Source organism: Methylorubrum zatmanii, assembly GCF_014845115.1.
Classification (GTDB): Bacteria; Pseudomonadota; Alphaproteobacteria; order Rhizobiales; family Beijerinckiaceae; genus Methylobacterium; species Methylobacterium zatmanii.
Genome location: NZ_NKUI01000133.1, coordinates 1 through 23,509, shown reverse-complemented (window position 1 = coordinate 23,509; position 23,509 = coordinate 1). Strand labels below are relative to the sequence as shown.

At 67.6% G+C, this 23,509-nt stretch carries 21 protein-coding genes, 2 pseudogenes and 1 riboswitch; of the genes and pseudogenes, 11 read left to right on the top strand and 12 right to left on the bottom strand.

The window, feature by feature from the left end:
- Positions 1-91: 91 nt before the first annotated feature.
- Positions 92-1,387, top strand: a complete 1,296-nt coding sequence (locus MZTS_RS16490) for an RsmB/NOP family class I SAM-dependent RNA methyltransferase (protein ID WP_192284695.1) — start codon at positions 92-94, stop codon at positions 1,385-1,387.
- 106 nt (positions 1,388-1,493) lie between these two features.
- A complete protein-coding gene (locus tag MZTS_RS16485; protein WP_192284680.1) occupies positions 1,494-2,513 on the top strand; it encodes an alpha/beta hydrolase in 1,020 nt (339 codons plus the stop codon).
- 55 nt (positions 2,514-2,568) lie between these two features.
- Here the strand turns inward: MZTS_RS16485 and MZTS_RS16480 are convergent, their stop codons facing one another.
- Positions 2,569-2,796, bottom strand: coding sequence for a hypothetical protein (locus MZTS_RS16480; RefSeq protein WP_192284694.1), 228 nt, complete (start codon positions 2,794-2,796; stop codon positions 2,569-2,571).
- 168 nt (positions 2,797-2,964) lie between these two features.
- On the opposite strand from MZTS_RS16480, the gene guaA reads away from it, so the two are divergent.
- The gene (guaA, locus tag MZTS_RS16475; protein WP_192284679.1) at positions 2,965-4,530 is read left to right on the top strand and encodes a glutamine-hydrolyzing GMP synthase; all 1,566 of its coding nucleotides are present in this window, start codon (positions 2,965-2,967) and stop codon (positions 4,528-4,530) included.
- Between the two features lie 90 nt (positions 4,531-4,620).
- On the opposite strand, the pseudogene MZTS_RS16470 reads toward guaA, so the two are convergent.
- A pseudogene (locus tag MZTS_RS16470) lies at positions 4,621-5,048 on the bottom strand (type II toxin-antitoxin system VapC family toxin).
- Positions 5,048-5,277, bottom strand: a pseudogene (locus MZTS_RS16465) (type II toxin-antitoxin system Phd/YefM family antitoxin). The pseudogenes MZTS_RS16470 and MZTS_RS16465 overlap by 1 nt, the downstream one beginning before the upstream one ends.
- Positions 5,278-5,472: 195 nt before the next feature.
- Between MZTS_RS16465 and MZTS_RS16460 the strand changes: the two are divergent.
- From MZTS_RS16460 to MZTS_RS16435, 6 genes are all read left to right on the top strand, one after another.
- Positions 5,473-6,624: a DUF6551 family protein gene (locus MZTS_RS16460; RefSeq protein WP_192284678.1), complete on the top strand. Its 1,152-nt coding sequence runs from the start codon at positions 5,473-5,475 to the stop codon at positions 6,622-6,624.
- A gap of 287 nt (positions 6,625-6,911) precedes the next feature.
- Positions 6,912-7,113: riboswitch (cobalamin riboswitch) on the top strand.
- Positions 7,114-7,285: 172 nt separating this feature from the next.
- On the top strand, positions 7,286-9,178 hold the full coding sequence (locus MZTS_RS16455) for a TonB-dependent receptor plug domain-containing protein (protein ID WP_192284693.1): 1,893 nt from the start codon (positions 7,286-7,288) through the stop codon (positions 9,176-9,178).
- 111 nt (positions 9,179-9,289) lie between these two features.
- Positions 9,290-10,129 carry an ABC transporter substrate-binding protein gene (locus MZTS_RS16450; RefSeq protein WP_192284677.1) on the top strand — a complete coding sequence of 280 codons (840 nt, stop codon included), beginning with the start codon at positions 9,290-9,292 and terminating at the stop codon, positions 10,127-10,129.
- Positions 10,126-11,163 carry a FecCD family ABC transporter permease gene (locus tag MZTS_RS16445; RefSeq protein WP_009865977.1) on the top strand — a complete coding sequence of 346 codons (1,038 nt, stop codon included), beginning with the start codon at positions 10,126-10,128 and terminating at the stop codon, positions 11,161-11,163. Before MZTS_RS16450 ends, MZTS_RS16445 begins: the two co-directional genes overlap by 4 nt.
- The gene (locus MZTS_RS16440; protein WP_192284676.1) at positions 11,160-11,990 is read left to right on the top strand and encodes an ABC transporter ATP-binding protein; all 831 of its coding nucleotides are present in this window, start codon (positions 11,160-11,162) and stop codon (positions 11,988-11,990) included. Before MZTS_RS16445 ends, MZTS_RS16440 begins: the two co-directional genes overlap by 4 nt.
- Positions 11,950-12,921, top strand: coding sequence for a DUF6925 family protein (locus tag MZTS_RS16435; RefSeq protein ID WP_192284675.1), 972 nt, complete (start codon positions 11,950-11,952; stop codon positions 12,919-12,921). Before MZTS_RS16440 ends, MZTS_RS16435 begins: the two co-directional genes overlap by 41 nt.
- A 4-nt stretch (positions 12,922-12,925) precedes the next feature.
- Here the strand turns inward: MZTS_RS16435 and MZTS_RS16430 are convergent, their stop codons facing one another.
- The 8 genes from MZTS_RS16430 to MZTS_RS16395 form a co-directional block, all read right to left on the bottom strand.
- Complete coding sequence (locus MZTS_RS16430) at positions 12,926-15,268, bottom strand: TonB-dependent receptor family protein (RefSeq protein WP_192284674.1); 2,343 nt, start codon at positions 15,266-15,268, stop codon at positions 12,926-12,928.
- A 39-nt stretch (positions 15,269-15,307) separates the two neighbouring features.
- Entirely contained in the window at positions 15,308-15,673 is a 366-nt protein-coding gene (locus MZTS_RS16425) for a hypothetical protein (RefSeq protein WP_192284673.1), read from the bottom strand.
- Positions 15,674-15,756: 83 nt separating this feature from the next.
- Entirely contained in the window at positions 15,757-16,137 is a 381-nt protein-coding gene (locus tag MZTS_RS16420) for a hypothetical protein (RefSeq protein WP_192284672.1), read from the bottom strand.
- 332 nt (positions 16,138-16,469) lie between these two features.
- Complete coding sequence (locus MZTS_RS16415) at positions 16,470-17,378, bottom strand: cell wall hydrolase (protein ID WP_192284671.1); 909 nt, start codon at positions 17,376-17,378, stop codon at positions 16,470-16,472.
- A 108-nt stretch (positions 17,379-17,486) separates the two neighbouring features.
- Complete coding sequence (locus MZTS_RS16410; protein ID WP_192284670.1) at positions 17,487-17,744, bottom strand: hypothetical protein; 258 nt, start codon at positions 17,742-17,744, stop codon at positions 17,487-17,489.
- A 176-nt stretch (positions 17,745-17,920) separates the two neighbouring features.
- Positions 17,921-20,587, bottom strand: a complete 2,667-nt coding sequence (gene ppdK / locus MZTS_RS16405; protein WP_192284669.1) for a pyruvate, phosphate dikinase — start codon at positions 20,585-20,587, stop codon at positions 17,921-17,923.
- Positions 20,588-20,876: 289 nt separating this feature from the next.
- Positions 20,877-21,029, bottom strand: coding sequence for a DUF3096 domain-containing protein (locus MZTS_RS16400; protein ID WP_192284668.1), 153 nt, complete (start codon positions 21,027-21,029; stop codon positions 20,877-20,879).
- A gap of 94 nt (positions 21,030-21,123) precedes the next feature.
- The gene (locus tag MZTS_RS16395) at positions 21,124-21,792 is read right to left on the bottom strand and encodes a L,D-transpeptidase (RefSeq protein ID WP_192284667.1); all 669 of its coding nucleotides are present in this window, start codon (positions 21,790-21,792) and stop codon (positions 21,124-21,126) included.
- A gap of 271 nt (positions 21,793-22,063) precedes the next feature.
- On the opposite strand from MZTS_RS16395, the gene MZTS_RS16390 reads away from it, so the two are divergent.
- Both MZTS_RS16390 and MZTS_RS16385 read left to right on the top strand, forming a co-directional pair.
- A complete protein-coding gene (locus tag MZTS_RS16390) occupies positions 22,064-22,507 on the top strand; it encodes a VOC family protein (RefSeq protein ID WP_192284666.1) in 444 nt (147 codons plus the stop codon).
- A gap of 90 nt (positions 22,508-22,597) precedes the next feature.
- Positions 22,598-22,861 (top strand): hypothetical protein, encoded by a 264-nt coding sequence (locus tag MZTS_RS16385; protein WP_192284665.1) that lies wholly within the window; start codon positions 22,598-22,600, stop codon positions 22,859-22,861.
- Positions 22,862-22,872: 11 nt separating this feature from the next.
- Here MZTS_RS16385 and MZTS_RS16380 read toward each other — a convergent pair whose 3' ends face one another.
- A complete protein-coding gene (locus tag MZTS_RS16380; RefSeq protein WP_192284664.1) occupies positions 22,873-23,322 on the bottom strand; it encodes a Crp/Fnr family transcriptional regulator in 450 nt (149 codons plus the stop codon).
- Positions 23,323-23,509: the final 187 nt, after the last annotated feature.

Below are 23,509 nucleotides of genomic sequence, written 5' to 3'. Positions count from 1 at the left end.
AGAGCCGGAAGCTCGGCCGTATCGTGTCGGACCTCCGGTCGAAGCGTGGCCGCAAAGCGGCAGATTGAACGAAACCTTTCCGGAGCCGACCCTGACCCCCTCCGCCCGCATCTCCGCCGCCATCGAGATCCTCGACGACATCGCCGCGCGCCGCAGGCCCGCCGCCGACGCCCTGAAGGATTGGGGCCTCGCCCATCGCTATGCCGGCTCCGGCGACCGGGCGGCGATCGCCAGCCTCGTCTATGACGGCCTCCGCCGCCGGGCCTCGGCCGCCTGGGTGATGGGTGAGGAGACCGGGCGCGCCATTCTCATCGGCATGCTGCGCCTGCAGCGGGGCTTGGCCGAGGCCAGCATCGCCTCGCTGTTCGACGGCGCGCGCTTCGCCCCCCCTCCCCTCACCGAGGGGGAGCGGCGGCGGCTTCAGGAGGGGAGCCTCGCGGACGCGCCGCCGGAAGTGGCGGGCGACGCGCCGGCCTTCGTCCTGTCCTCGCTCACCGAATTGTTCGGCGACGCGCTCCTGCACGAATTGCGGGCGCTCGGCCGCCGGGCTCCGCTCGACATCCGGGCCAATACGCTGAAGCAGAGCCGCGAGGCGGTGGCCGACGTGCTGGCCGATCTCTCCCCCGAGCCGACGCCGCTCTCCGCCCTCGGCCTGCGGCTCCCGCTCGGCGAGGACGGGCGCGGCCCGGCGCTCCACGTCGATCCGGTCTTCCTCGACGGCGGCTTCGAGATTCAGGACGAGGGCTCGCAGATCGCGAGCCTGCTCGCCGGGGCGAAGGCGGGCGAGACCATCGTCGATCTCTGCGCCGGGGGCGGCGGCAAGTCGCTGGCGCTGGCGGCGCTGACCGGCAACGAAGCCCGGATCGTCGCCACCGATGCCGATCCGCGCCGTCTCGCCCCGATCCACGAACGCCTGCGCCGCTCCGGCGCGACGGTGGAGGTGCGCACCCCGCGCGGCGGCAAGGCGCGGACCGACGTGCTGGCCGACCTGGACGGGACGGTGGACCGCGTGCTGGTCGATGCCCCCTGCACCGGCACGGGCACGTGGCGGCGCAACCCCGACGCCAAGTGGCGCCTGCGGCCGGGCAGCCTCTCGGGCCGGATCGCCGAGCAAGCGGAGGTGTTGGACCGGGCCGCGCGGCTGCTGCGCCCCGGCGGCACCCTGGTCTACGTCACCTGCTCGCTCCTGCCCGAGGAGAACGACGCCGCCGTGGACGGCCTGCTCCGGCGCAGCCAGGGAGCGATCCAGGCGGTCGCGACCGATCTCGGCTCCGTGCCGGGCTTGGCCGACAAGGTGCGCCGGACATCGCGCGGCATCCAGATGAGCCCGGCCCTGACCGGCACCGATGGGTTCTATGTCGCGACGCTCACGAGCAAATCCGCTTGAACCCTGGATCGGGACGCCGCTTGGCTGGTTGAAACGGGGATCACAACCGTCGCCCCGGACCCATCCCGCGCGACGTCGCGGCGGGAGTTTCGATGAGGCCGAGACCATGACGCTGCACCGGCGGGCCCTGCTCGCGGGGACGGCGGCGATGCTGACCGGGGGCGAGACGGCGCGGGCGCAGCAGGCTCCGCTCCGGCTTCCGGTCCGCCCGCAGACCGGCGAGGTCGTCCAGCCCCTGCCGAAATCCGCGCCGGGCTCGGAACTCGAAATCATCGACCTGTGGCCGGATCTGCCTCCGGGCGGTGGCGGTCCCTACCGCTCCGAATACCGCTTCGACGAGACCCTGACCGGCGTCATCACCGGCGTCGTGCGGCCCTGCCTGCTGGTGATCCGCCCGGAGCGACCCAACGGGGCGGGCATCCTCATCGCTGCCGGCGGCGGCTATCTGCGCATCGATATCGGCAATGAGGGCCTGCCCGTCGGCCAATGGCTGGCGCGGGGTGGCATCACCGCCTTCGTGCTGGTGTACCGCCTGCCGAGCGAGGAATGGCGCGACGGTCCCGACGCCCCCCGGCAGGACGCCCAGCGCGCCATGCGCCTCGTGCGCTGGAGGGCGGAGGAATACGGCCTCGATCCCGACCGGATCGGCGTGCTCGGCTTCTCGGCGGGCGGCCATCTGATGGGCGTCACCGCCACCGATGCGGAACAGGATCTCTACGACGACGTCGACGAGGCCGACGGGTTGAGCGCCCATCCGTCCTTCGCCGGGCTGATCTACCCGATCATCACGATGAAGGCGCCGTTCGACCGGACCATGACGAGCCGCCGGGTGCTCGTCGGCGACGACCCGCCCGATGCGCGGCGCCGGGCCTATTCGGTGGAGGTGCAGGTCAACGAGCGCACGCCGCCGGTCTTCATGGTCCAGGCCTCCGACGACCGGATCGCGGTGACCGACCACCCGCTGCTGATGTACGCGGCGCTGAGGGCGGCGCGGGTGCCGGCGGAGATGCACCTGTTCGAGCGCGGCGGCCACGGCTTCGGCCTCGGCGTTCCGGGAAGCCCTGCGGCGGCATGGCCTGCCCTGTTCATGGCCTGGATGCGCGGCCACGGATTGCTGAAATCTTAAAAAAGAACGGCCCCCGAAGCCGGGGGCCGCTGTCGTCCTTTTCCGAAGGGCCGGATCAGAAGCAGCGACGCTCGCGCGTCACCACCACCCGGCCGAACCGGCCGCGGTGCTTGGTGACGATGGTCCGGCAGCGGGGGCCGCGCACGATGCGGCGGTGATACTGCGCCTGCTGGAAAAGTCCTTCCGACATCGGCGCCGCGCCCGGCATGGGGAGGGCCTGGGCCGGTGCGGTGGCACCGAGACCTGCGATCGTGACGGCGATTCCGAAGAGGGCTGCTCTCATGGTCGGATGACTCCTGTCCGTTTCGAGGGGCGTGCCGTGTCGCAGCGGTTCGGTGAACGTCAGGTTAATGGTGCGGATCTCAAGCATGCTGCATGTGTCCTCGGACACCGCGCGCGTTGCGCCGTTTCGAGGCGTCGTCTAACGCGTATCGAAGAGGCCCGAGGCAGCATGACCATCGATACGTCCCATCACGACAAGATCCTGATCGTCGATTTCGGCTCCCAGGTGACGCAGCTCATCGCCCGCCGCGTGCGCGAAGAGGGCGTCTATTGCGAGATCGTGCCGTTCACCAAGGCCGAGGCCGCTTTCGACGAGCACCGGCCGAAGGGCGTGATCCTGTCCGGCGGTCCCGAATCGGTGACGACCGACCTGTCGCCCCGCGCGCCGCAGAAGATCTTCGAATCCGGCGTGCCGGTCTTCGGCATCTGCTACGGCCAGCAGACCATGGCGGCCCAGCTCGGCGGCCAAGTCGAGGGCGGCCATCATGCCGAGTTCGGCCGGGCCGAGGTCGAGATCCTGTCCGATTCCCCGCTCTTCAAGGGCGTGTGGCATGTCGGTGAGAAATATCCGGTCTGGATGAGCCACGGCGACCGGGTGACCAAGCTGCCCGATGGCTTCACCACCATCGCCCTCTCCCGCAACGCTCCCTTCGCGGCGGTGGCCGACGAGGCCCGGCATTACTACGCGGTGCAGTTCCACCCGGAGGTGCATCACACGCCTCACGGCGCCCTGCTGATCCGCAACTTCGTGCGCGACATCGCCGGCTGCTCCGGCGACTGGACCATGGGCACCTATCGCGAGGAGGCCATCGCCAAGATCCGCGAGCAGGTCGGCTCCGAGAAGGTGATCTGCGGCCTGTCCGGCGGCGTCGATTCCTCGGTCGCGGCGGTGCTGATCCACGAGGCGATCGGCGACCAGCTCACCTGTGTCTTCGTCGATCACGGCCTGATGCGGCTCGGCGAGGGCGACGAGGTGGTGCGGCTGTTCCGCGACCACTACAACATCCCCCTCGTGCATGTTGAGGCGCAGGATCTGTTCATCGGCGCGCTCGAAGGGGTCGACGACCCGGAGATCAAGCGCAAGACCATCGGCCGGCTGTTCATCGACGTGTTCGAGGCCGAGGCGAAGAAGATCGGCGGCGCGGCCTTCCTCGCCCAGGGCACGCTCTATCCGGACGTGATCGAGAGCGTCTCGTTCTCCGGCGGCCCCTCGGTGACGATCAAGAGCCACCACAATGTCGGCGGCCTGCCCGAGCGCATGAACATGAAGCTCGTCGAGCCCCTGCGCGAGCTGTTCAAGGACGAGGTGCGCCTGCTGGGGCGTGAGCTCGGCCTGCCGGACGCCTTCGTCGGCCGCCACCCCTTCCCCGGCCCCGGTCTCGCCATCCGCTGCCCCGGTGTCATCACGCGGGAGAAGCTGGAAGCCCTGCGCAAGGCCGATGCGATCTATCTCGACGAGATCCGCCAGGCCGGCCTCTACGACACCATCTGGCAGGCCTTCGCGGTGATCCTGCCGGTGAAGACGGTGGGCGTGATGGGCGATGGCCGCACCTACGACCATGTCTGCGCGCTCCGCGCCGTCACCTCCGTCGACGGCATGACCGCCGATTTCTACCCCTTCGACATGGCCTTCCTCGGCCGGGTCGCGACCCGGATCATCAATGAGGTGAAGGGCATCAACCGGGTGACTTACGACATCACCTCGAAGCCGCCGGGCACCATCGAGTGGGAGTGATTGTCTTATTCTACTTCCGGTTGAAGGCTTCGGCTTCGCCTCGCGATGACGGCGTGTGGCAAATCCCGAGGCGATCGACCGGAAACAGGATCAGGTCGGCAACTGCGCCGGGACACCGAGCATCGGCCCCGCCTCGGCAAGCCTGCGGTCAAGCGTGACCAGCGTCGCGCCTTGCTCCGAGGCGATCGCGAGCTGGAGGGCGTCGCCGGCTCGAAGCCCAAGCGCATGTTGATCGGTAAATCTCGCTGCCGCCCGAAATTGTCCACCCGTGACGCCGACCACCATGAGGCTCTCGGCGATGAGCTTGTTGAACAGGGCGAGGGGATTGCGGCACGCTGATCGAGATCGATCTGTCCGGTCCGCAGCTTGATCGCCACGGCAGAGGACATCTCGGTGATGGTCCCGTCGCTGATCAGGAGCTGTTCCGGATCTTGCTCCGACAGCCAAGCCTGAATGCACGGTGTCATGGCTTCGCGGGCGAGTGCTGCCACGATCAGAGACGTATCGAGGTAGAGCATCAGTAGCGATCGCCGTCCCGCATCGATCGAAGCAGTTCGGCGGCGCTCTGCGACTGGGGTGGCATTGTTGCCGTGAGCGACTGAAGCAGCGCGCCATCGATCGGCTTGCGGGGTCTGGCCACGGCACCGCTTTGCCACGGCAAGTGATATCAATCGAATCGCCTGCTTCGACCCGATCAATCAATTCACTCAGATGGGTCTTGGCCTCCGCCAGAGGAATGGCGTCTATGCTTCGATCCTGACCAGCTAGATGATCATATAACGAGGTTCGCTCAAAAAACCTAGTACTTTCTGGCTAAACTACCACTTATTATCCGGTATTATAATAAACGAAACCGTCCGTAGGCTACAACAATTTAAAATTCGACAGGCAAATCCAGACATCTCGCTTGCAAGGCGCACGCGAGCCGTCCGGAGGATTAGCATGATGCTCGAACAGAATTCCTATCATACCAGGAATACAAGCAGTTGGACGAACGACGGCACACCGATTCCGGAATGGGTGCGAATACAAATGTCCGGCGACATGGCAGTCAATGGTACGTTTCTCATCATTACACCGTTTGGTACGGCACGAGTGCATCGGGGTGACATTGTGATCAAGCATAAAGGCCAGCTCTGGTCTCGCCACCCGGAAGAAGTCTCGCACCTCATCGAAGGATTTGAGGCGGAGGCGGCACTGCCGATCACTGCTATCGGCCCAGGCAAGGATGCTCAATTCGGAACAAAGAGCAAAGTCGGACAGCGAAGAGGGCGTGTCGGCGAGCGCAAAACTCAATACCGGGAGCCCACCGGAAAAATGCCAAGCATCGAATGGGTGCATACGACAGAACTGGCTGTCGATCAGTCCTATCAGAGGTCGATCGACAATGAGGGCTCTCGCCGCTTGATCGCGAGCATTGCTGCCAATTTCGATTGGCGCCTCTGTGCTCCGCTCGTCGTTTCGCGGCGTCTTGATGGATCGAAAATCATCATAGATGGACAACATCGCTGGGCAGCGGCACGCCGAAGAGGTGATGTATTACAATTGCCATGTTGCCTCTTCAATTATGATAGTCCAGAGGATGAAGCGCGCATGTTTATCGTTGCGAACAGAGCGCGTAAACCGATGAACCGCTTGGATGATTTTCATGCGGCTTTGGCTGCGGCAGATGAGGACGCAGTCGAGATTCAGCGTTTGGTGACTGAGGCGGGCTTGAGAGTATCCCGCAGTACATCGTCGAACACGTGGAAGGCGGGAGAAATCGCTTTTACATCTTCGATCGCAGCAGCTTTGCGGCGACACGGTTCGGCGATCGTATCTGCTGCTCTCACGAGCATCGCCGAGGCCTACGAGGGCCGCGCTCTCAGTTACGGATCGTCTATATTTGGAGCTCTAGTAAAGATATTTTCAAATCCACCAGAAAATTTCGATCCAGATGATTTGGTTCCCACGCTGAAAAACGTCGATTTGGTGTCTCTGGGTGAAACCGTGCGTCGCCTCAACGGAGGTGATTCGCGCGCCCTCGCCGTCCATTCTGCCATGCTCGTAGGTCTTGGTTTGACAGCGAAATCAGGTGCCGAAATACACGGGTGATTGAAAAAGTAATGTATCGCGCTTGGAGTTTCCCGAGCGCGATATCTCATATCGTTGTGTCAAATTTGCAGATTGTTTCAATTTATAAATTTACATCGTTTCTTCGTGGCTTGGGTGCGATCCTTATCCGTGCTGGTTTTAATTTTATATTTTCAATATTTAAAATAATAAATATGATATCGGTCATTATTTCAAGTTATTCCTATCTCATGTGTTGAACAAGGGTCGTCGGGCCAGGGGCGCGTCAGGGGCGTCTGCTGCAGCGTTGACGCAACGCCGAATCTCCCGCACATCCTGGAAGTGACGGTTCCCTTCGGGGATCAAAAGGGAACGCGGTGAGGACTTTCGGGTCCGATGCCGCGGCTGCCCCCGCAACTGTAAGCGGCGAGCCTTTTCACCACCGATGTCACTGGATGAGCCTCATCCGGGAAGACGGTGAGACGGCGACGACCCGCGAGCCAGGAGACCTGCCGTCAGCCGTGGTCACACGCGAAACGCGTCGGGCGGGGTGTCCTGACGGGTGTCGAAGCGCCCTGCCTCCGATGGCGGCGGGTGTCCGAGGCCTCGTTCGCGGTGACGTGCCACTGCCGTTGCCCGAGGCTTCCCCGCCGTGTCCCCTCCTTTCCGCTTCACCTTGGCCTGTGCCGGGTCCGCCCTCGTCATGCCGTGTGCCGTCTCGGCCCAGGAGGTGGCGGCGCCCTTCGCCGATGCGCCGCCGGCCGCCGCGACCGTGCTGTCGGAGATCTCCGTCTCGGCCACGGGCGTTCCGATTCCGGTGGCCGAGACCGGCTCCAGCGTCACCGTCCTCACCGCCGACAGGCTTCAAGCGCAGCAGCGCCGCACCGTGCCGGAGGCCTTGCAGCAGGTGCCCGGCCTCACCGTGGTGCAGACCGGCGGGGCCGGCGGCCAGACCTCGGTCTTCATCCGCGGCGCGAACTCGAACCATGTGAAGGTCCAGATCGACGGCATCGACGTCAACGATCCCTCGACCCCGAACCGGTCGTTCGATTTCAGCCAGCTCCTGACCGAGGATCTCTCCCGCATCGAGGTACTGCGGGGCCCGCAGAGCGGCCTCTACGGCGCCGATGCCATCGGCGGCGTCATCTCGTTCGTGACGCGGCGGGGCGAGGGCCCGGCCAAGGCCACCGCCTTCGTCGAGGGCGGCTCCTTCGGCAGCGTCAACCAGGGCGGCCGCATCGCCGGCTCGGAGGGGATTTTCGACTATTCGGTCAGCGTCCAGCATGTCCGGCAGGCAGCGCTGCCGGTGACGCCGCTCGAACTCCTGCCGGCCGGGGTGCCGCTGCGGACGGCTTTCACCGACATCAAGACCGTTTCGACCAAGCTCGGGGCGCAGCTCAGCGACAGTTTCCGGCTGAACTACGTTCTGCGCTTCTCCGACAGTGCCTATCTCGATCAGGCCGATGCCGGTTTCCCCTATCTGCCCACGCCCTACCGCAACCTCAACGACCAGCGGCAGCTTCTGATGCGCGGCGAGGCGGAGTGGGCGCCGATCGCCGGTTTCCGCAACGTGTTCGGCGCCAATTACGCCACCTTCGACAGGGTCTTCGCCGGTCCCCTCGACCCGCTTACGGCCCCGACGCCGACGACCACGTTCGGTGAGCGCACACGCTTCGATTATCGCGGCGAGATGGATCTCGCGCCCGGCCATCTCCTGTTGTTCGGCGCCCAACGGGAGGACGAGCGCATCGAGGCGACGAACCTGAATCGCGGCAACGGCAACAGCGCGGGCTTTGCCGAGATCCACTCTGCCTTCTCGGAGCGGGTCTTCCTCGTCGCCAATCTCCGCTACGACGCGAACGACCAGTTCGGCGGCGCCACCACCTTCCGCGTCGCACCGAGCACCATCCTGCCCGGCACGGAGACCCGACTGAAGGGCAGCGTCGGCACCGGCTTCAAGCCACCGACCCTGAGCCAGCTCTATCAGGATTATCCAGGCTTCCGCTTCTTCGGAAATCCGAACCTGCGCCCCGAGGAGAGCTTCGGCTTCGATGCCGGCTTCGAGCAGCCCCTGGGCGAGCGCGTGCTCGTCGGCGCGACCTATTTCGACACCGATTTCCGCAACCTGATCCAGACCGCCTATTTCCCGACTTACGCGACCAACGTGAATGTCGGGCGGGCGGTGGCCTATGGTGCGGAGAGCTTCGTCTCGGTGCGCTTCACCGACGGCTTCAGCGCTCGCGTCGACTACACCAACACAGTCACCAAGGATGAGGTCGCCGGCCAGGAATTGCTGCGCCGGCCGCGCCACAAGGTGAGTCTCACCGGGATCTGGAACCCGCTGCCGGACCTCAGCCTGACCGGAACGCTGATTTCGGTCGGCAGCTTCGTCGATGGCAACCGGGATTTCTCCGTCTCTCGCTTGAAGAATCCCGGCTTCCTCATCGTCAATCTCTCGGCCAACTATGCCTGGAACGAGACGACGACGCTGTTTGCCCGCATCGATAACCTGTTCGACGAGCGCTACCAGAATCCCACCGGCTTCCTCGGGCCGGGGCTTGCCGTCTATGGCGGCGTGCGCCTGACCTCGTTCTGATCCTGTCTCCGGTTGATGAGACCGGAGGCAGGATCAGGGAGCCCGCGCGGCGTCTGAGCGGAGCCCCAATCCGCCATCCCGAAGGGGGCAACCGGATTTGGTATGAAAACCATGCTGCGCCGCGCTCTCGCCCTGACCGTCCTGACGGTTTGCCTGCCGGCTCCGGCCCGTGCCGCCGGCGCCGGGCCGGAGCGCGTCGTCTCGATGAACCTGTGCTCGGACGAACTGGTGCTGCGGCTGGCTGATCGCACTCAGGTGGCGGCGGTCACCTATTTCGCCCGTGACCCGCGCGGTTCCACGGTGGCGGCCGAGGCCGCCGGCCTGCCCGTCACCCGCGGCCTCTCGGAAGAGATCGTGGCGCTCCGGCCCGGCCTCGTCATCGCGGGGGCCTTCACCACCCGCGTGACGGTGGATCTGCTCAAGCGCACCGGGTTTCCGCTGCTCGAACTCGGTGTTCCGGCGGATCTCGACGGCGTGCGCGCGCAGATCCGCCAGGTGGCGGCAGCCCTGGGACAGGGGGAGCGGGGCGAGGCGATGGTCGCCGCCCTCGATGCGCGGCTCGGCCGTATCCAGCCTTCGGAGAAACCCCTGCGTGCCCTGGTGATGCGGCCCAATGCCTTCACCGTGGCACCCGGCAGCCTCGGCGATGCGCTGATCCGGGCCGCCGGGCTCGTCAACATCTCCGCCGAGATCGGCCGCGACCGGTTCGGGCAGGTGCCCTTGGAAGCCGCCGCCTTCGCGGGGGCCGACCTCATCGTCCTCGACGAGGACGAGCCCGGCCGGCCCTCCTTGGCTGACAGCCTCTTGCAACATCCGGTGCTCGCCGCCTTCCGCCGTCAGGGACGCATCGTATCGATTCCGAACCGGCTCTGGACCTGCCCCGGACCGCAGGTGGCGGAGGTCGTCGCCCGCCTCGCCGAGGCCGCGCGACGGATGGAGGGCCGGCCGTGAACGCCCCCCTCCCCCGCGACCGGGCTTCGGCACGGCGCCTCCGGCTGCCAGCACTCGGACGGGCGACCCTCGCCCTCGGTCTCGCGAGCCTCGTTCTCACCCTCGCCTCGGTGGCGGCCGGCTACGCCTCCTTCGACGTGATCGCGGCGGCGGGCGATCTCGTCGCCGGCCGCGAGTCTCTGCCGGCCCTGGTGCTGTCGGAACTGCGGATTCCCCGTGCCCTGCTCGGCGGCCTCGTCGGCTTCAGCCTCGGGCTGACGGGAGCGGCGATGCAGGGCTTTCTGCGCAACCCGCTGGCCGATCCCGGCATCCTCGGCATCTCGTCGGCGGCGGCGCTGGGCGCGGTGATCGTGTTCTACGGCGGGTTCGCCGCTTCGCTCAGCCTCGCTTTGCCGCTCGGCGGCATCGCCGGAGCCGCCCTGGCGGCGTTGCTCCTGATCGGGCTCGCGGCGCGCGGCAGCGGAACCCTCGGCCTGATCCTGGCCGGCGTCGGACTGTCGAGCCTCGCGGGCGCGCTGACGGCGTTGGCTCTCAACCTGTCGCCGAACCCCTATGCCGCCCTCGAGATCGTGTTCTGGCTGATGGGGTCCCTCGCCGACCGCAGCATGGACCATGTCCTGCTCTGCCTGCCGCTGATGGCGCTCGGCTGGGCCCTGATGCTCTCCACCTCCGCCGCCCTCGATGCCCTGGCGCTCGGCGAGGACACCGCCGCCAGCCTCGGCTTCAACCTCGTCTCCGTGCGGATGCGCCTCATCGCCGGGGCGGCGCTCGCCGTCGGCAGCGGCGTCGCCGTGAGCGGGGCCATCGGCTTCGTCGGGTTGGTGGTGCCGCATCTGGTGCGGCCCCTCGTCGGGGCCCGGCCGGGAGCGAGCCTTCTGCCGAGCGGCTTTGCCGGGGCGGTGCTGGTGCTGGCGGCCGATCTCGGCGTGCGGCTGCTCGCGACACGGCCCGAATTGAAGCTCGGCGTGGTGACCGCCCTCGTTGGCGCGCCGTTCCTGATCGTGCTGCTCCTGCGCAACCGGGGGCGGGCATGATCCTGTCCGCCGCCGGCATCGGGCTCGACCGCGACGGCCGCGCCCTCCTCTCGGATGTGAGCCTCGGCCTCGAACGGGGCCGGCTGGTCGGCCTCGTCGGACCCAATGGGGCCGGCAAGACCACGCTGCTGCGGGTGCTGGCCGGCCTCCTCCCGCCGAGACGGGGCGAGGTCGCTCTCGATGGCGTACCCCTCGCCCGCCTGCCGCGCGAGGCCCGCGCCCGCCGGATCGCGGCCCTGTTCCAGGGCGCGGGCGTCGGCTGGCCGCTGCGCGTGCGCGAGATCGTGGCCCTGGGCCGCCTGCCCCATCGCCGCGCCTTCTCCGGTCTCTCGCCGGCTGACGCGGCGGCCATCGCCCGCGCCATGGCGGCGACCGGGGTGACCGCCCTGGCCGAGCGCGGCGAGCCGACCCTGTCCTCCGGTGAGCGGATGCGGGTCCTGCTCGCCCGTGCCCTGGCGGTCGAGGCCGAGTGGCTGCTCGCCGACGAGCCCATCACCGCCCTCGACCCGGCCCACCAGCTCGATGCCATGACCCTGCTGCGGGCGACGGCCCGCAAGGGGACCGGAATCGTCGCCGTGCTGCACGATCTCACCCTCGCCGCCCGCTTCTGCGACCGGATCGTCGTGATGGAAGCCGGGCGGATCGTTGCCGACGGCCCGCCGGACCGGGCGCTCACCGATGCGCGGCTCGCCGCGACCTTCGGCGTGAGCGTGTGCCGCGGCCGGGCGGCGGACGGAACCGCCTATCTCCTGCCCTGGGACCGCGCCACCACTGAGGACGAGACAGATGCAGCCAGCCTCTACCGGACGAGCCCCCGCCCCTTCTGAGGTCGAGACGTTGCTGCGCGGCGCGCTTGCCGATGCCGGCACCGCCTGGAGCCTCGGCAGTTTCGGCGCCATCGCCGAGTTCATGCGCGACGACGACGAGCCCGTGCGCGCGCTGCCCGACACGCGGATGGGCCTCGCCACCGCGCGCGGTGCCATCGCCCTGGCGCCGGGGCCGGATCTGCGGCCCGTGGCCTATGAGACCGGCTTCTCCGGCGGCTACAACCACGCCGTGGCTCTGTGCCTGCCCGAGGGGGCCTGTGCCATGGCGCAGCGCATGGTCGTGACCGAACTCGGCCCCGACCGCGAGGCGGCGCGGGAGGAGGATCGGGAGGCGGTTCTGTTCGATCTCGGCCTCGGCCTGCGCGCCGTCGATGCCTGTGTGCGGACCGCCGATCCCGAGGCCGTCGCCTGCCTTCGGGCCGGCGCCGGCAAGCCGCTCTTCGCCATGGACAACCCGATCGGGCCGCGCCTCGTCGCGATGAGCCCCCACCGGGTGTTCTGTGCCCGCATCGGCCGGATCGAGGTCTATGCTCCGATCCCCGGACCCGGCGAGATGAGCCCGGAGGGACCGCACACCCATGTCCTGCCCAAGCTCCTGCGGGCGGGGCGCACCCATGCGGCGACGACACCGATTCCGGATGGCTTCGTGCCCTGCGCCGGGATGCACCCGCCGCATCCGTACAAGGATGGGATGGGGCGCCGCATCGCCTTCGATCCCGCTCGGCACGCCGCCTTCCAGACTCTGCTGGAACGCTGGGGCGATCCCGATCTCCTCGCGATCAAACGGGGGGAGACGGAGACGCTGCCGGCGACCGTCTCCCCCAAACACGCGCAATCCGCGCGCCGCGTCGCCGAGCTCCAGGCCCGCTTCCTGCGCGGCGAGGCCGTGGAGCCGGTGGCAGGCGACGAGGACGGCGACGAACAAGCCTGACCGCTCAGAACGACAGCTTCATCCCCGCCACGAAGGTGCGCGGCGGGCCGGCGAAGATCGAGCCTGTCGTGTTCGCCAGCACGGCGCGGCCGTTCTGTGCACCGGTCGCGGTATTGAGCGTGTTCGCCAGCGGATTGGCCGAGCTGACATAGGCCGTGTCGAGCACGTTGCGGACCTCACCGTAGAGGTCGATGCGCTTGGCGTAGCCGTTCGGCAGCAGGGCCGAATAGTGGACGTTCAGATTAAGGATCGCGAAGCCCGGCACCTTCAGGAAGTTGGCGTTGTCGACATAGTAGCCGTCCTGCGCCACCACCTCGGCGAAGCCGCCGAGGCCGGCGAGCGGACCTGCCGGCACGTCGTAGCCCACGCGCGCCAGCACTTGGTGAGTGGGCACGCCGGGGATACGGTTGCCGGCCCGGTCGAAGCGTGCGGTGAGGCTGCCGGCACTGATCTGCTCGACGTAATCGGTGTAGACCTGATCGTCGAAGGTATAGGCAAGCACCCCCTGCCAGCCCGGCGCGAACATCCAATTGGCCCCGACTTCGATGCCGCGATGCTCCGAGGCCGGCGCGTTGAAGGTGTAGTTGAGCAGGCCCGCCCCCGGCGATTGCGTGACGAGCTCGTTGCGGAAGAACTCGTAGAAGCCGGTGACGCTGAGCTTCAGGCCCTCGAACGGGATGACGTCTGCGCCGAGATCGAATCCCAGATTCTCCTGGGTCTTCAGGTCGCCGTTATTGCCGGGAAGGCCGGCCGGGGTCACGAACATGCTGGAGAAGGACGGCGTCGAGTAGCCGGTGGCGACGCGGCCGCGCAGGGCCCAGTCCGGATCCGGCCGGTAGATGAGGGCGAGTTCGGGCGCGACGTTGAAGAAGCTGCGGTCGGCCCGCGCCAGCGTCGAGGTCGTGCCGGCGGCGTTCGTGTCAAAGGTGCGGTTGCGCCCGACGATGCCGGTTTCCTCGGCACTGAGACCGGCCACCGCGGTCCATTGCGGCGCGAGTTCGAGTTCGAGCCGTGCCCGCCCGCCGAGGTTGGATTGCAGGGCGTCCTGCAGCCCGCTGAGCGCGCCGAGCCGGGCGCCGCCATAGGGCGCGCGGTTGAAGACCGAGGCGGTGATGTCGACCACGTTGTAGGCGAGGGCGGCGTAGCCGACCGCCGGCAGGCCGAACAGTTCTCCACGCCGGGTCAGGTCGGTCTGGACGTTATAGGACGGCAGGCTGCCCCGGCCCGAGGTGTTGTAGAACGGCTGATTGTAGTTGCGCTCGTCGAAGCCCACCTGCACGCGCCATGTCGTCTGCGCGTCGATGTCATGCTCCCAACGCCCTCCGATGATGGTGCGCAGATCGTTGCGGCGGAAATCGCCCTCCGTCGCCGTCACCGGCACCCGCGTGCCGAAGGCGCCGTTCACCAACAGATTGAAGGTGGTGCAACCAGGCGCTGCCGTCGCCGCCGCAGCGCAGCCGCGCTGGTACGGGTTGATGCGGAACTGATCGAGTGACGCGCGGGCGGGGATGTTCGCGGTGACCTGATTGTGGATCACTTTGAGCGTGAAGCGATTGTCCGGCGTCGGCGTGTAGCTCGCCAGCAGGTTGACGGTCTGCGTGTCGTAGGAGGAATGGTCCTGATAGCCGTTGGCGCGCACGTCGCTGGCGAACAGGCTCAGCTCGAACGGACCGCTCGCGCCGCCCACGCTGTAGTAGTGGCTGAGATAGCCGAAGCTGCCGGCATCGACCCCGATCTCGTAGCCGTCGATCTCCCGGCCGGTGCGCGTGCGGAAGGCCAGCGCGCCGCCCGTGGCGTAGTTGCCGAACAGGGCCGATTGCGGCCCCCGGAACACGTCGATGCGGGAATAGGCGCGCGGATCGACCAGATCGAAGCGCGAGGCGCCGTCGGGCTGGGTGACGGAGAAGCCGTCCTCCAGCACCACCATGTTGCGGGTCACGCCGGTGGCGCGGGCGTTGTTGCCGCGAATCGAGATCACGACGTCGCGCCCACCATTGCCCTGGCGGAGCGTCACGCCGGGACTGTCGAGCAGCACCGTGCCGATGCTGGTGGCGGGGCGGTTGGCGATGGTGCCCTCGCGCCCGACCGCCGTGGCGACCTCACCCCTCGGGTGCTCGATCACCAGCGGTGCCGAGCCGGGCGGTGCGGCGACGCCGAAGCCCGGCGTGCCGGAGGTCGCCGGGGACTGGTTTCGGCCGTTGGCCGCGCCGGTCACGGCGAGTTCTTCCAGGGTCACGCTCTCGCTGGCGGACCGGGCTGGATCGGGCACGGACAGGACGAGAGGAGGAACGGCGACGAGCCAAGCGGCGGCGCGACGTGCGGCGCGGGCCGGGACGGGGGATGACATGGAGGCAAGGTCCGCATGTGAGGGATCGAGGGGATCGGCTCACGTTGCGGGCGGACCTCGGGGGCTGATGCCCTGATCGGGCGGCGCGCGGGCATTGCCTGTCCCCGCTTCGCGGCGGGTAAGGGGGGTGGTTCGTGGCGGCCAGATCGCCGGCAGGAAGCCGTCGGCATCCGGAGCCGGCAGGGCCACGGCCTGGACCTGCGTGCAGCAGGCATGGTGGCAATCGAGGTGCCGGTCGTTGTCGGAGGGGGCCGGAGCCTCGTGCTCCGCGCAGATCACGCCGCCCTCGAAGCGCGGCATCGTCGGTGCCACGACCGTCAGGAAAGCCTGGAGCACGAGCGCGTAGAGCGCGATCACCCCGATGATCGCGCGGCCGGGCACGGATCGGTGCGGGCGCTCGCGCATGGTCAAGCTCATACGGAGCGTCCGAGCACCGGGTCAACGCAGATGCTGACTTCGGTCGATATTTCGGATCGCGCGGGCCGGGCTCAGGCCGGCAGGCCGGCCGGCTCGAACAGGAAGTCGTCCACCGTCGGAATGGTGACCGAGAGGCCGGCGCCGTAGCTCGCCTTGGACAGGCGCCACGGCCGCTCGGAGCGGGCGCGGATCGCCTCCGATGGGCGCAGGCGGCGCAGGGTGCCGTCCTCGTCCATCTCCTCGATGGTGAGGAAGCCATAGACCTGAAGCCGCGAGGCGATCAGCTTGGTCTCGCGATCGCCGGCCGCGACGGGAATCGACCCGGTGGCATAGACGGCATCCATCAGGCTGCGCTGGTCCGCCCGGGACCGGCTGCGGCCGCCATCGCGGGTGAGGGTCGGGGTCGGGGCGGGCCGGCGGAAAGGAATGACGTTGTCCGCAACGCTACGCATACGCAAACTGCCTCTCGTGTCGTCTCGGTCCCGCTGCTGCGGGTCGGTCTGCGACGTCCCTCGCAGCCGATGCCGAAATTTCGACGAGTCGGCTTAACGCCTGCTTAGTGCAGCTCAGAAAACTCCCGAGCCCGGGTGTGCGCCTCTATTTCTGCCGGTGCAGAGGGACTTTCATGGGAGACGCGGCGGGCATCGAAGCCGGAAGCGATGCCCGTATCGCCGCCCTCGTCATCGCAAGCATCGGCGAAGCGATCCAACGGCGCGCCATTTCCGGAGAGAGCGGCGCCCTGGATTGCTTTGCCGCGCCATGCCATGACGCGAGAGGGGCCGGATCAGGTCTGGTTCGGCTTCAGTTGGTAGAAGATGTGCCGGCCGATCATGTCCTTGCGCTTCAGCCGGCGCGACCAGCCGGGGCGCACGTAATCGGCGTGGTAGTGGGTCGCACCGCCGACCTCGCTGACATAGGTGCGGCCCTCGATCACCGCGCTGGCGACGCGGGTGGCGCTGCGCCAGGATTCCGCGTCGGTGATGCGCAGCGACTTGCCCTCGCAGGCGAAGGAGAACTGGCAGCCCATGAAGCGGTGACGGTTCTGGTAGACGACACCGCAGACGGACGAGGGGTACAAACCGCTCTTGACGCGGTTGAGCACCACCTGCGCGACCGCCGCCTGGCCCTCTTCCGGCTCACTGCGCGCCTCGAAATAGACGGCCTCGGCGAGGCAGCGCTGCTCGCGGTCCATCGCCTCCGGATTGATCAGGTCGGCGTAGTGGGACTTGGCCTCGGGCGTGGACATCTGCGGGTCCAGCACGGAGGGCGCCCGGTCGAGGCGGGCGGAGAAGCCCGGCAAGACGAGGTTCGCGGCGGCGACCTCGACGGGGGTCGCGTCCGCCGGGGCCGGGGTCACCGAGGAGAGGGCGACGGCGCGGGGCGTCGCGGGCGTGGCACCGTCCGAATCGGCCAGCGACGGAAGCCCGTCCTCCCCCGCCTCGACCTCGTGCGCCGAGCCCGGCACCGCCACGAAGCCGGCATCGATCACGTCCGGGTTCCAACCGGTGGACGAAACGAGCGCTCCGGTGGTGGCGACATCCCGCTGCGACAGCAATTCGGGCCGCAGAGTCGCGTCCGTTCCCGCCGTTGCCGTGAAGGAAACCAGCAGGCCGCTGGCCAGCATCCACGGTACGACCGCCGAGACGATCCAGCGGGGGCCGAGCCCTAAGCCTCGAACGCGTCTCGCACGCAACGCCGACACCCCATGCTCACGAGCGGCCGGGAGCCCCAAGCCTAGCGGATCGCAAGGGGACCGTGCCTCATAAGACGGAGTTTAATCGCGAACGTGGTTGCCGGACGGTTAAGGCGTCGGGCGGCCGTGCCGCTGCGCCAAGCCGTTGACCAGGATTGCCGCATAGGCGGCGTTGCCCTGAGAGGCGACGATCATCCGGCCCGCTTCGCGCTCGTTGCGGTTGGATTCGAGGTAGACCAACCCGACGATGCCGGCCGCCGCGGCCATCGCCGAGAGGATCCAGAAATAGGCGACTTGCATCGCCCGATGGCCGGAAATGACGGCGCGATGATCGAGGATGGCGGTCGGGGAGTCGGGATTCGACATGGCTGGACGTCCCGCGGCTGCCCTGGGCGAAGGACCGATGGCGCGCGCCGCGTATCGGTCCTCCGCTAGCAGGTAACGTGCCCGCGTGACACGGGTTCAGCCCCACATCCGCAAATTTATTGCGACGCTTCGCAGCCCTCCCGCAGGTCTATACCCGCGAGAGGGTTTTCGAGCTTTCAGGCGTCCTTGCCCAGGGCCGCCTGCGCCGCGGCGAGGCGGGCGATTGGCACCCGGAAGGGCGAGCAGGACACGTAGTCGAGGCCGACCTCCTGGCAGAAGCCGATGGAGGCCGGGTCGCCGCCATGCTCGCCGCAGATGCCGAGCTTGAGTTTCTCGCGGGTCTTGCGGCCGCGCTCGGCGCCGATCTTCACCAATTCGCCCACGCCTTCCTGATCGATCGACACGAAGGGATCGACCGGCAGGATGCCCTTCTGGGTGTAGGGCCCGAGGAAGGTCGCGGCATCGTCGCGGGAGATGCCGAGCGCGGTCTGGGTCAGGTCGTTGGTGCCGAAGGAGAAGAACTCCGCCGTCTCCGCGATCTCGCCGGCCTTCAGTGCCGCCCGCGGCAGCTCGATCATCGTGCCGACCTGATAGTCGATCTGCGCGCCGGTCTCCTCCGACACGGCCTTGGCCATGGCGTCGATCCGGGCCTTGACGATGTCGAACTCCATCCGCGTGAACACCAGCGGCACCATCACCTCCGGCGTGACCGGGGCGTTGGTGTCCTTGGCCGCCTGCACGGCCGCCTCGAAGATCGCGCGGGCCTGCATCTCGGCGATCTCGGGGAAGGCGATGGCGAGGCGGCAGCCGCGGAAGCCGAGCATCGGGTTGTGCTCGGAGAGTTCGCGGATGCGGTTGCGGATCTTGTCCTCGGCGATCCCGGTCGCCTCCATGACCTCGCGGATCTCCTCGTCCGTGTGCGGCAGGAATTCGTGCAGCGGCGGGTCGAGCAGCCGGATCGTGACAGGCAGGCCCGACATGATCGTGAACAGCTCCAGGAAGTCCTGGCGCTGATAGGGCAGGATCTTGGCGAGCGCCGCCCGGCGGCCTTCCGTGTCGTCGGCGAGGATCATCTCGCGCACCGCCACGATCCGGTCGCCGTCGAAGAACATGTGCTCGGTGCGGCACAGGCCGATGCCCTCGGCGCCGAACTTGCGGGCGGCGCGGGCATCCGCCGGGGTGTCGGCGTTGGTGCGCACCTTCATGGTCCGCACCGCGTCCGCCCACTCCATCAGGGCGGCGAAGTCGCCCGACAGCTCCGGCTGGAGCATCTTGACCTCGCCCTGGATCACCTGACCGGTCGAGCCGTCGATGGTGATGACGTCGCCCGCCTTCAGGGTCACGCCGCCGACGGTCAGCGTCTGCGCCTTGTAGTCGATCCGGATCGAGCCGACGCCGGAGACGCAGGGCTTGCCCATGCCGCGGGCAACCACCGCCGCGTGGCTGGTCATGCCGCCGCGCGTCGTGAGGATGCCCTCGGCGGCGTGCATGCCGTGGATGTCCTCCGGCGAGGTCTCGATGCGCACGAGGATGCAGCGGCGCTCGGCCTTCCGGGCGGCTTCCGCCGCCTCGGAGTTGAACACGATCTCGCCGACGGCCGCGCCCGGCGAGGCCGGCAGGCCAGTGGCGATGACCTTGCGCTCGGCATTCGGGTCGATGGTCGGGTGCAGGAGCTGGTCGAGGGCGCCGGGCTCGATGCGCTTGATCGCCTCTTCCTTCGAGATCAGGCCCTCGCCCGCAAGCTCGACGGCGATGCGCAGGGCCGCCTTGGCGGTGCGCTTGCCGTTGCGGGTCTGGAGCATCCAGAGCTTCCCGCGCTCGATGGTGAACTCCATGTCCTGCATGTCGCGGTAATGCTTTTCGAGGATCCCGTAGATCCGCGTCAGCTCGGCGAAGCTCTCCGGCATCGCCTTCTCCATCGACGGCTTGTCGGACTTCGCCTCGATGCGGGCCTTCTCGGTGATGTCCTGCGGCGTGCGGATGCCCGCCACCACGTCCTCGCCCTGGGCGTTGATCAGGAACTCGCCGTAGAGCGCGCTCTCACCGGTGGAGGGATTGCGGGTGAAGGCGACGCCGGTGGCCGAGGTGTCGCCCATATTGCCGAACACCATGGCCTGAACGTTGACGGCCGTGCCCCAGCTCTCGGGGATGTTGTTCAGCTCACGGTACTTCTTGGCCCGCGGGATCATCCAGGAATCGAACACCGCGCCGATGGCACCCCAGAGCTGGTCCTCCGGCTTCTGCGGGAAGTCGGAGCCGTGCTCGTCGCGCACGATCTTCTTGTAGACGCCGATCAGGTGCTTCCAGTCGTCGGCCTTCAGCTCGGTGTCGAGGTTGAGGCCCTTCTGTTCCTTGTAGTGCTCCAGAGCCTCCTCGAAGGCGTGGTGCTCCACGCCGAGCACGACGTTCGAGTACATCGTGATGAAGCGGCGGTAGGAATCGTAGGCGAAGCGCTCGTCGTCGGCATCCTTCGCCAGGGCCTCGACCGTGGTGTCGTTGAGGCCGAGGTTCAGCACGGTGTCCATCATGCCCGGCATCGAAGCGCGGGCGCCGGAGCGGACCGAGACGAGCAGCGGCTTCTCCGCATCGCCGAAGCGGCGGCCGGTGAGTTTGCCGACCGTGTCGAGCGCCGCGTTCACGGCGTCCTTCAACTCGGCCGGATAGGTCTCGCCGTGCTCGTAGTAGTAGGTGCAGACTTCCGTGGTGATGGTGAAGCCGGGGGGGACCGGAAGGCCGAGGTTCGACATCTCGGCGAGGTTCGCCCCCTTGCCGCCGAGGAGGTTGCGCATCGACGCCTCGCCCTCGGCCTTGCCGTCACCGAAGGAATAGACCCATTTCGTCATCAGTCTCTCCGCTGGACGGATATGGCGACCTGAGCGCCGTTCCCCGCGGGCGTGGCGCATCTCATGTCGCAGTGCAAGGAAAGCTTCGCATCACTCCACCGCGAGGAGTGACGATGTAGCTGCTCTGTCAGAGGCTGGGGCGAGCCCTGTGAAAGGGAAGGGATATGTCCCGTCGATACTCGCCGAAGGGCGAATCGTACCGTTCATGGCGACGTCCACAGGGCGCCCCGCGCACGTCGCCCGGCCTCGCCTGCCGCCTTCCCCAACCTTTGGCTGCGCTCCGAGCGTCTCAAGACAGATGGCGCAGGAGGCCCAGACCGATCAATCCGACCACGATGAGATAGATCGCCACGATGTAGTTGAGCAGCCGTGGCGCGATCAGGATCAGGACACCAGCCAGGATTGCGATGATCGGCTGGAGGTTCGACACGGTGATGGTCATCGGCGCGCTTGTATGACGGAGTTCCCGCGGCCAAGCTTGGTCGCGGGACAGGGACGCTCCAAGGGGGTGAAAGGTTCCGGGACGTGGTGCGGGTTCACGCGCGATAGGCGCCGCTGCGCTTCACGATCACCCGCGTACCCACCGGTACGCGCTCGTAGAGATCGACGATATCCTCGTTGAGCATGCGCACGCAGCCCGACGACATCTGTTCGCCGATGCTCCAGGGCTCGTTGGTGCCGTGGATGCGGAACAGGGTGTCGCGGTTGCCCTGGTAGAGATAGAGGGCGCGGGCGCCGAGTGGGTTGTCGATCCCGCCCTTGCGCGAGCGCTCGATGCCGGGGTTAAGCGAGACCATCGTCGTGGTGGGGCTCCAATCCGGCCACACGCCCTTGCGGGCGATCCGGGCGTCCCCCTTCCACGAGAAGCCGGCCTTGCCGACGCCGACGCCGTACCGGATCGCGGTGCCTCCCTCCTGCACCAGGGCGAGCTGGCGCTTGTCGATATCCACCACGATGGTGCCGGGGGCCTCGGGGCCGGTATAGGCGACCTCCTGGCGGCGGTATTTCGGGTCGATGCGCGACTTGTCGACGAGAGGCACGTCGAAGGGCTTGTCGGGCATGGTGCCGATATACCAAGCCGCATCGTCGTCCGCCCCCGCCATCAGGCCGGGCTTCGAGGATTTGCAGGCCGCCAGGGGCACGAGACAGAGTGCCGCGAGCATCAGGCGGCGGGTCGTCGTGCTGGCGGTCTTGCGGGCTGCCATGGAGGCTCCTGTCGTCGCTCGCGGGAGCGGGTTCGAGTTGCGCATTGGCCCATGACTACCCCCCCTGACACCGATCGGGTGTGACTTCGAGGCCGCATCGAGCGAGGAACGTCGCCGCGTCGCATCCGCCCAAGCCGTGGCGGCGAGCCCGCGCGGCGCTTGCGCGACGGCGCCTCCCGCCCTCTCAGGGGCCGAGCGGATGGCGTATCCCTCGCCCGGCTTGCGGAGCGCGTTATCTGAGCCGTCGCAGCCCCGGAAATGGAGAGCCTGGATGCCCGAGACCGAGACCCAGCTCCTCGCGGATGCCGGTGCGGAGGCGGCGCTCCTGTCTCCGGCGATCCACCTCGATCACTGCGTCATCCATGTTTCCGACTGGGAGCGCTCGACGGCCTTCTACCGGGACGTCCTGCGGGCCGAAGTGATTCCGGTCGGGAAAGGAGTGGCGTTCCGGTTCGGCGGAGTGCAGCTCAACGTTCATGGCCCGGGCCAGATCGGTACGCCGCAGGCTCGGGAGCCGGTGATGCCGGGCGGTAGTGACCTCTGCTTCCGCTGGTCCGGCCCGATCGAGCAGGCGATTGCCCATCTCGAAGCCCACGGCGTGGCGGTCGAACTCGGCCCGGTCGAGCGCAATGGCGCCGCCGGGTCGGGCGTCAGCGTCTACTTCCGGGATCCGGACGGTTCGCTCCTTGAATTCATCACCTATCCGACCGCCTGAATCGGCGGCCCCGAACGGGCGATCCCCCCTGCAACCCGTGACCGGCGCAGGCCGTTGAGGTTGAGCGTCACGCAGTCACGGAGACCTGACATGGAGCGCAGGACGATCGGAAGGGCCGCCGCGATTGCCGCCTTGCTGCTGTCGGCCGTGCCCGCCTGGGCTATCGGCAGCGGCGCCGGGTCGTCCGGCGAGGGCGACGGCGATCTGCGCCAGCAATTGCAGAATCCGGGCTATATCGAGCCGAGCCCCTATGCCTATCGCCAGGGCTACCGCCGTAACGATCCGGGGGCCGAGTACGAGGCGCGCCGGCGTGGCTATCCGATCTACGGTGAATGGGGTTGGAAATACCGCTGAAGGGTCGGCCTTCAGGCGTTTCCGGTGCGCTCGGCGAGCCGCTGGTTCGTCTGCTCCAGACGCAGGGCGAGATCGCGCATCACGGCGATGCCGATCTGCGGAAACTGCGCCAGCAATTCGAGGAAGACGTCGCGGTCGATCCGGAGAGCGGTGGTCGCGGTCTCGGCGGCCACGGTGGCCGAGCGCGGCTGATCGGCGAGAATGCCCATCTCCCCGACGAGCGCGTTCGGCCCGAGCAAGGCGAGACGGACCGGACCGAAGGGTCCGTCGATCGAGACGACGGCGGCCCCTTCGAGGATGAGGTAAGCCGCATCCGCCGCCTCTCCGCGAGCGAAGAACACTTGGCCCGCCTCGAAATGTACCCGCTCGCTGGTGAAAGCGAGCAGCTTGAGGCGCGACGGCTCCACTTCGCGGAACAACGGCACCTGCCGTAAGGACATCACCTCGGTATCGAGGGTCATGAATTCACTCCGATGCCTCTTCCGGAGACGCGGCATAAGACTCGCGGGTAGGACAGGCCGACCGCCCCTGTCAAAACGGCAAGGTTTCCAAGCCTGAGGGCCTTCCCATCTGGCCACCGGAAAAGGGATGGTGTCCGGCTCTGTCTATGGCATCATAGTACTTATCATGAGCTATGCAGGATTTTAG

What these genes read in the sequence shown, in the direction of transcription:
- ppdK (WP_192284669.1), bottom strand. Translation starts at nt 20,587, where the DNA reads ATGACGAAATGGGTCTATTCCTTCGGTGACGGCAAGGCCGAGGGCGAG.
- MZTS_RS16435 (WP_192284675.1), top strand. Translation starts at nt 11,950, where the DNA reads ATGCAGCCAGCCTCTACCGGACGAGCCCCCGCCCCTTCTGAGGTCGAG.
- MZTS_RS16460 (WP_192284678.1), top strand. Translation starts at nt 5,473, where the DNA reads ATGATGCTCGAACAGAATTCCTATCATACCAGGAATACAAGCAGTTGG.
- MZTS_RS16400 (WP_192284668.1), bottom strand. Translation starts at nt 21,029, where the DNA reads ATGACCATCACCGTGTCGAACCTCCAGCCGATCATCGCAATCCTGGCT.
- MZTS_RS16420 (WP_192284672.1), bottom strand. Translation starts at nt 16,137, where the DNA reads ATGCGTAGCGTTGCGGACAACGTCATTCCTTTCCGCCGGCCCGCCCCG.
- MZTS_RS16430 (WP_192284674.1), bottom strand. Translation starts at nt 15,268, where the DNA reads ATGTCATCCCCCGTCCCGGCCCGCGCCGCACGTCGCGCCGCCGCTTGG.
- MZTS_RS16380 (WP_192284664.1), bottom strand. Translation starts at nt 23,322, where the DNA reads ATGACCCTCGATACCGAGGTGATGTCCTTACGGCAGGTGCCGTTGTTC.
- MZTS_RS16480 (WP_192284694.1), bottom strand. Translation starts at nt 2,796, where the DNA reads ATGAGAGCAGCCCTCTTCGGAATCGCCGTCACGATCGCAGGTCTCGGT.
- MZTS_RS16425 (WP_192284673.1), bottom strand. Translation starts at nt 15,673, where the DNA reads ATGCGCGAGCGCCCGCACCGATCCGTGCCCGGCCGCGCGATCATCGGG.
- MZTS_RS16395 (WP_192284667.1), bottom strand. Translation starts at nt 21,792, where the DNA reads ATGGCAGCCCGCAAGACCGCCAGCACGACGACCCGCCGCCTGATGCTC.
- MZTS_RS16450 (WP_192284677.1), top strand. Translation starts at nt 9,290, where the DNA reads ATGCTGCGCCGCGCTCTCGCCCTGACCGTCCTGACGGTTTGCCTGCCG.
- MZTS_RS16385 (WP_192284665.1), top strand. Translation starts at nt 22,598, where the DNA reads ATGGAGCGCAGGACGATCGGAAGGGCCGCCGCGATTGCCGCCTTGCTG.
- MZTS_RS16440 (WP_192284676.1), top strand. Translation starts at nt 11,160, where the DNA reads ATGATCCTGTCCGCCGCCGGCATCGGGCTCGACCGCGACGGCCGCGCC.
- MZTS_RS16455 (WP_192284693.1), top strand. Translation starts at nt 7,286, where the DNA reads ATGCCGTGTGCCGTCTCGGCCCAGGAGGTGGCGGCGCCCTTCGCCGAT.
- guaA (WP_192284679.1), top strand. Translation starts at nt 2,965, where the DNA reads ATGACCATCGATACGTCCCATCACGACAAGATCCTGATCGTCGATTTC.
- MZTS_RS16485 (WP_192284680.1), top strand. Translation starts at nt 1,494, where the DNA reads ATGACGCTGCACCGGCGGGCCCTGCTCGCGGGGACGGCGGCGATGCTG.
- MZTS_RS16390 (WP_192284666.1), top strand. Translation starts at nt 22,064, where the DNA reads ATGCCCGAGACCGAGACCCAGCTCCTCGCGGATGCCGGTGCGGAGGCG.
- MZTS_RS16410 (WP_192284670.1), bottom strand. Translation starts at nt 17,744, where the DNA reads ATGTCGAATCCCGACTCCCCGACCGCCATCCTCGATCATCGCGCCGTC.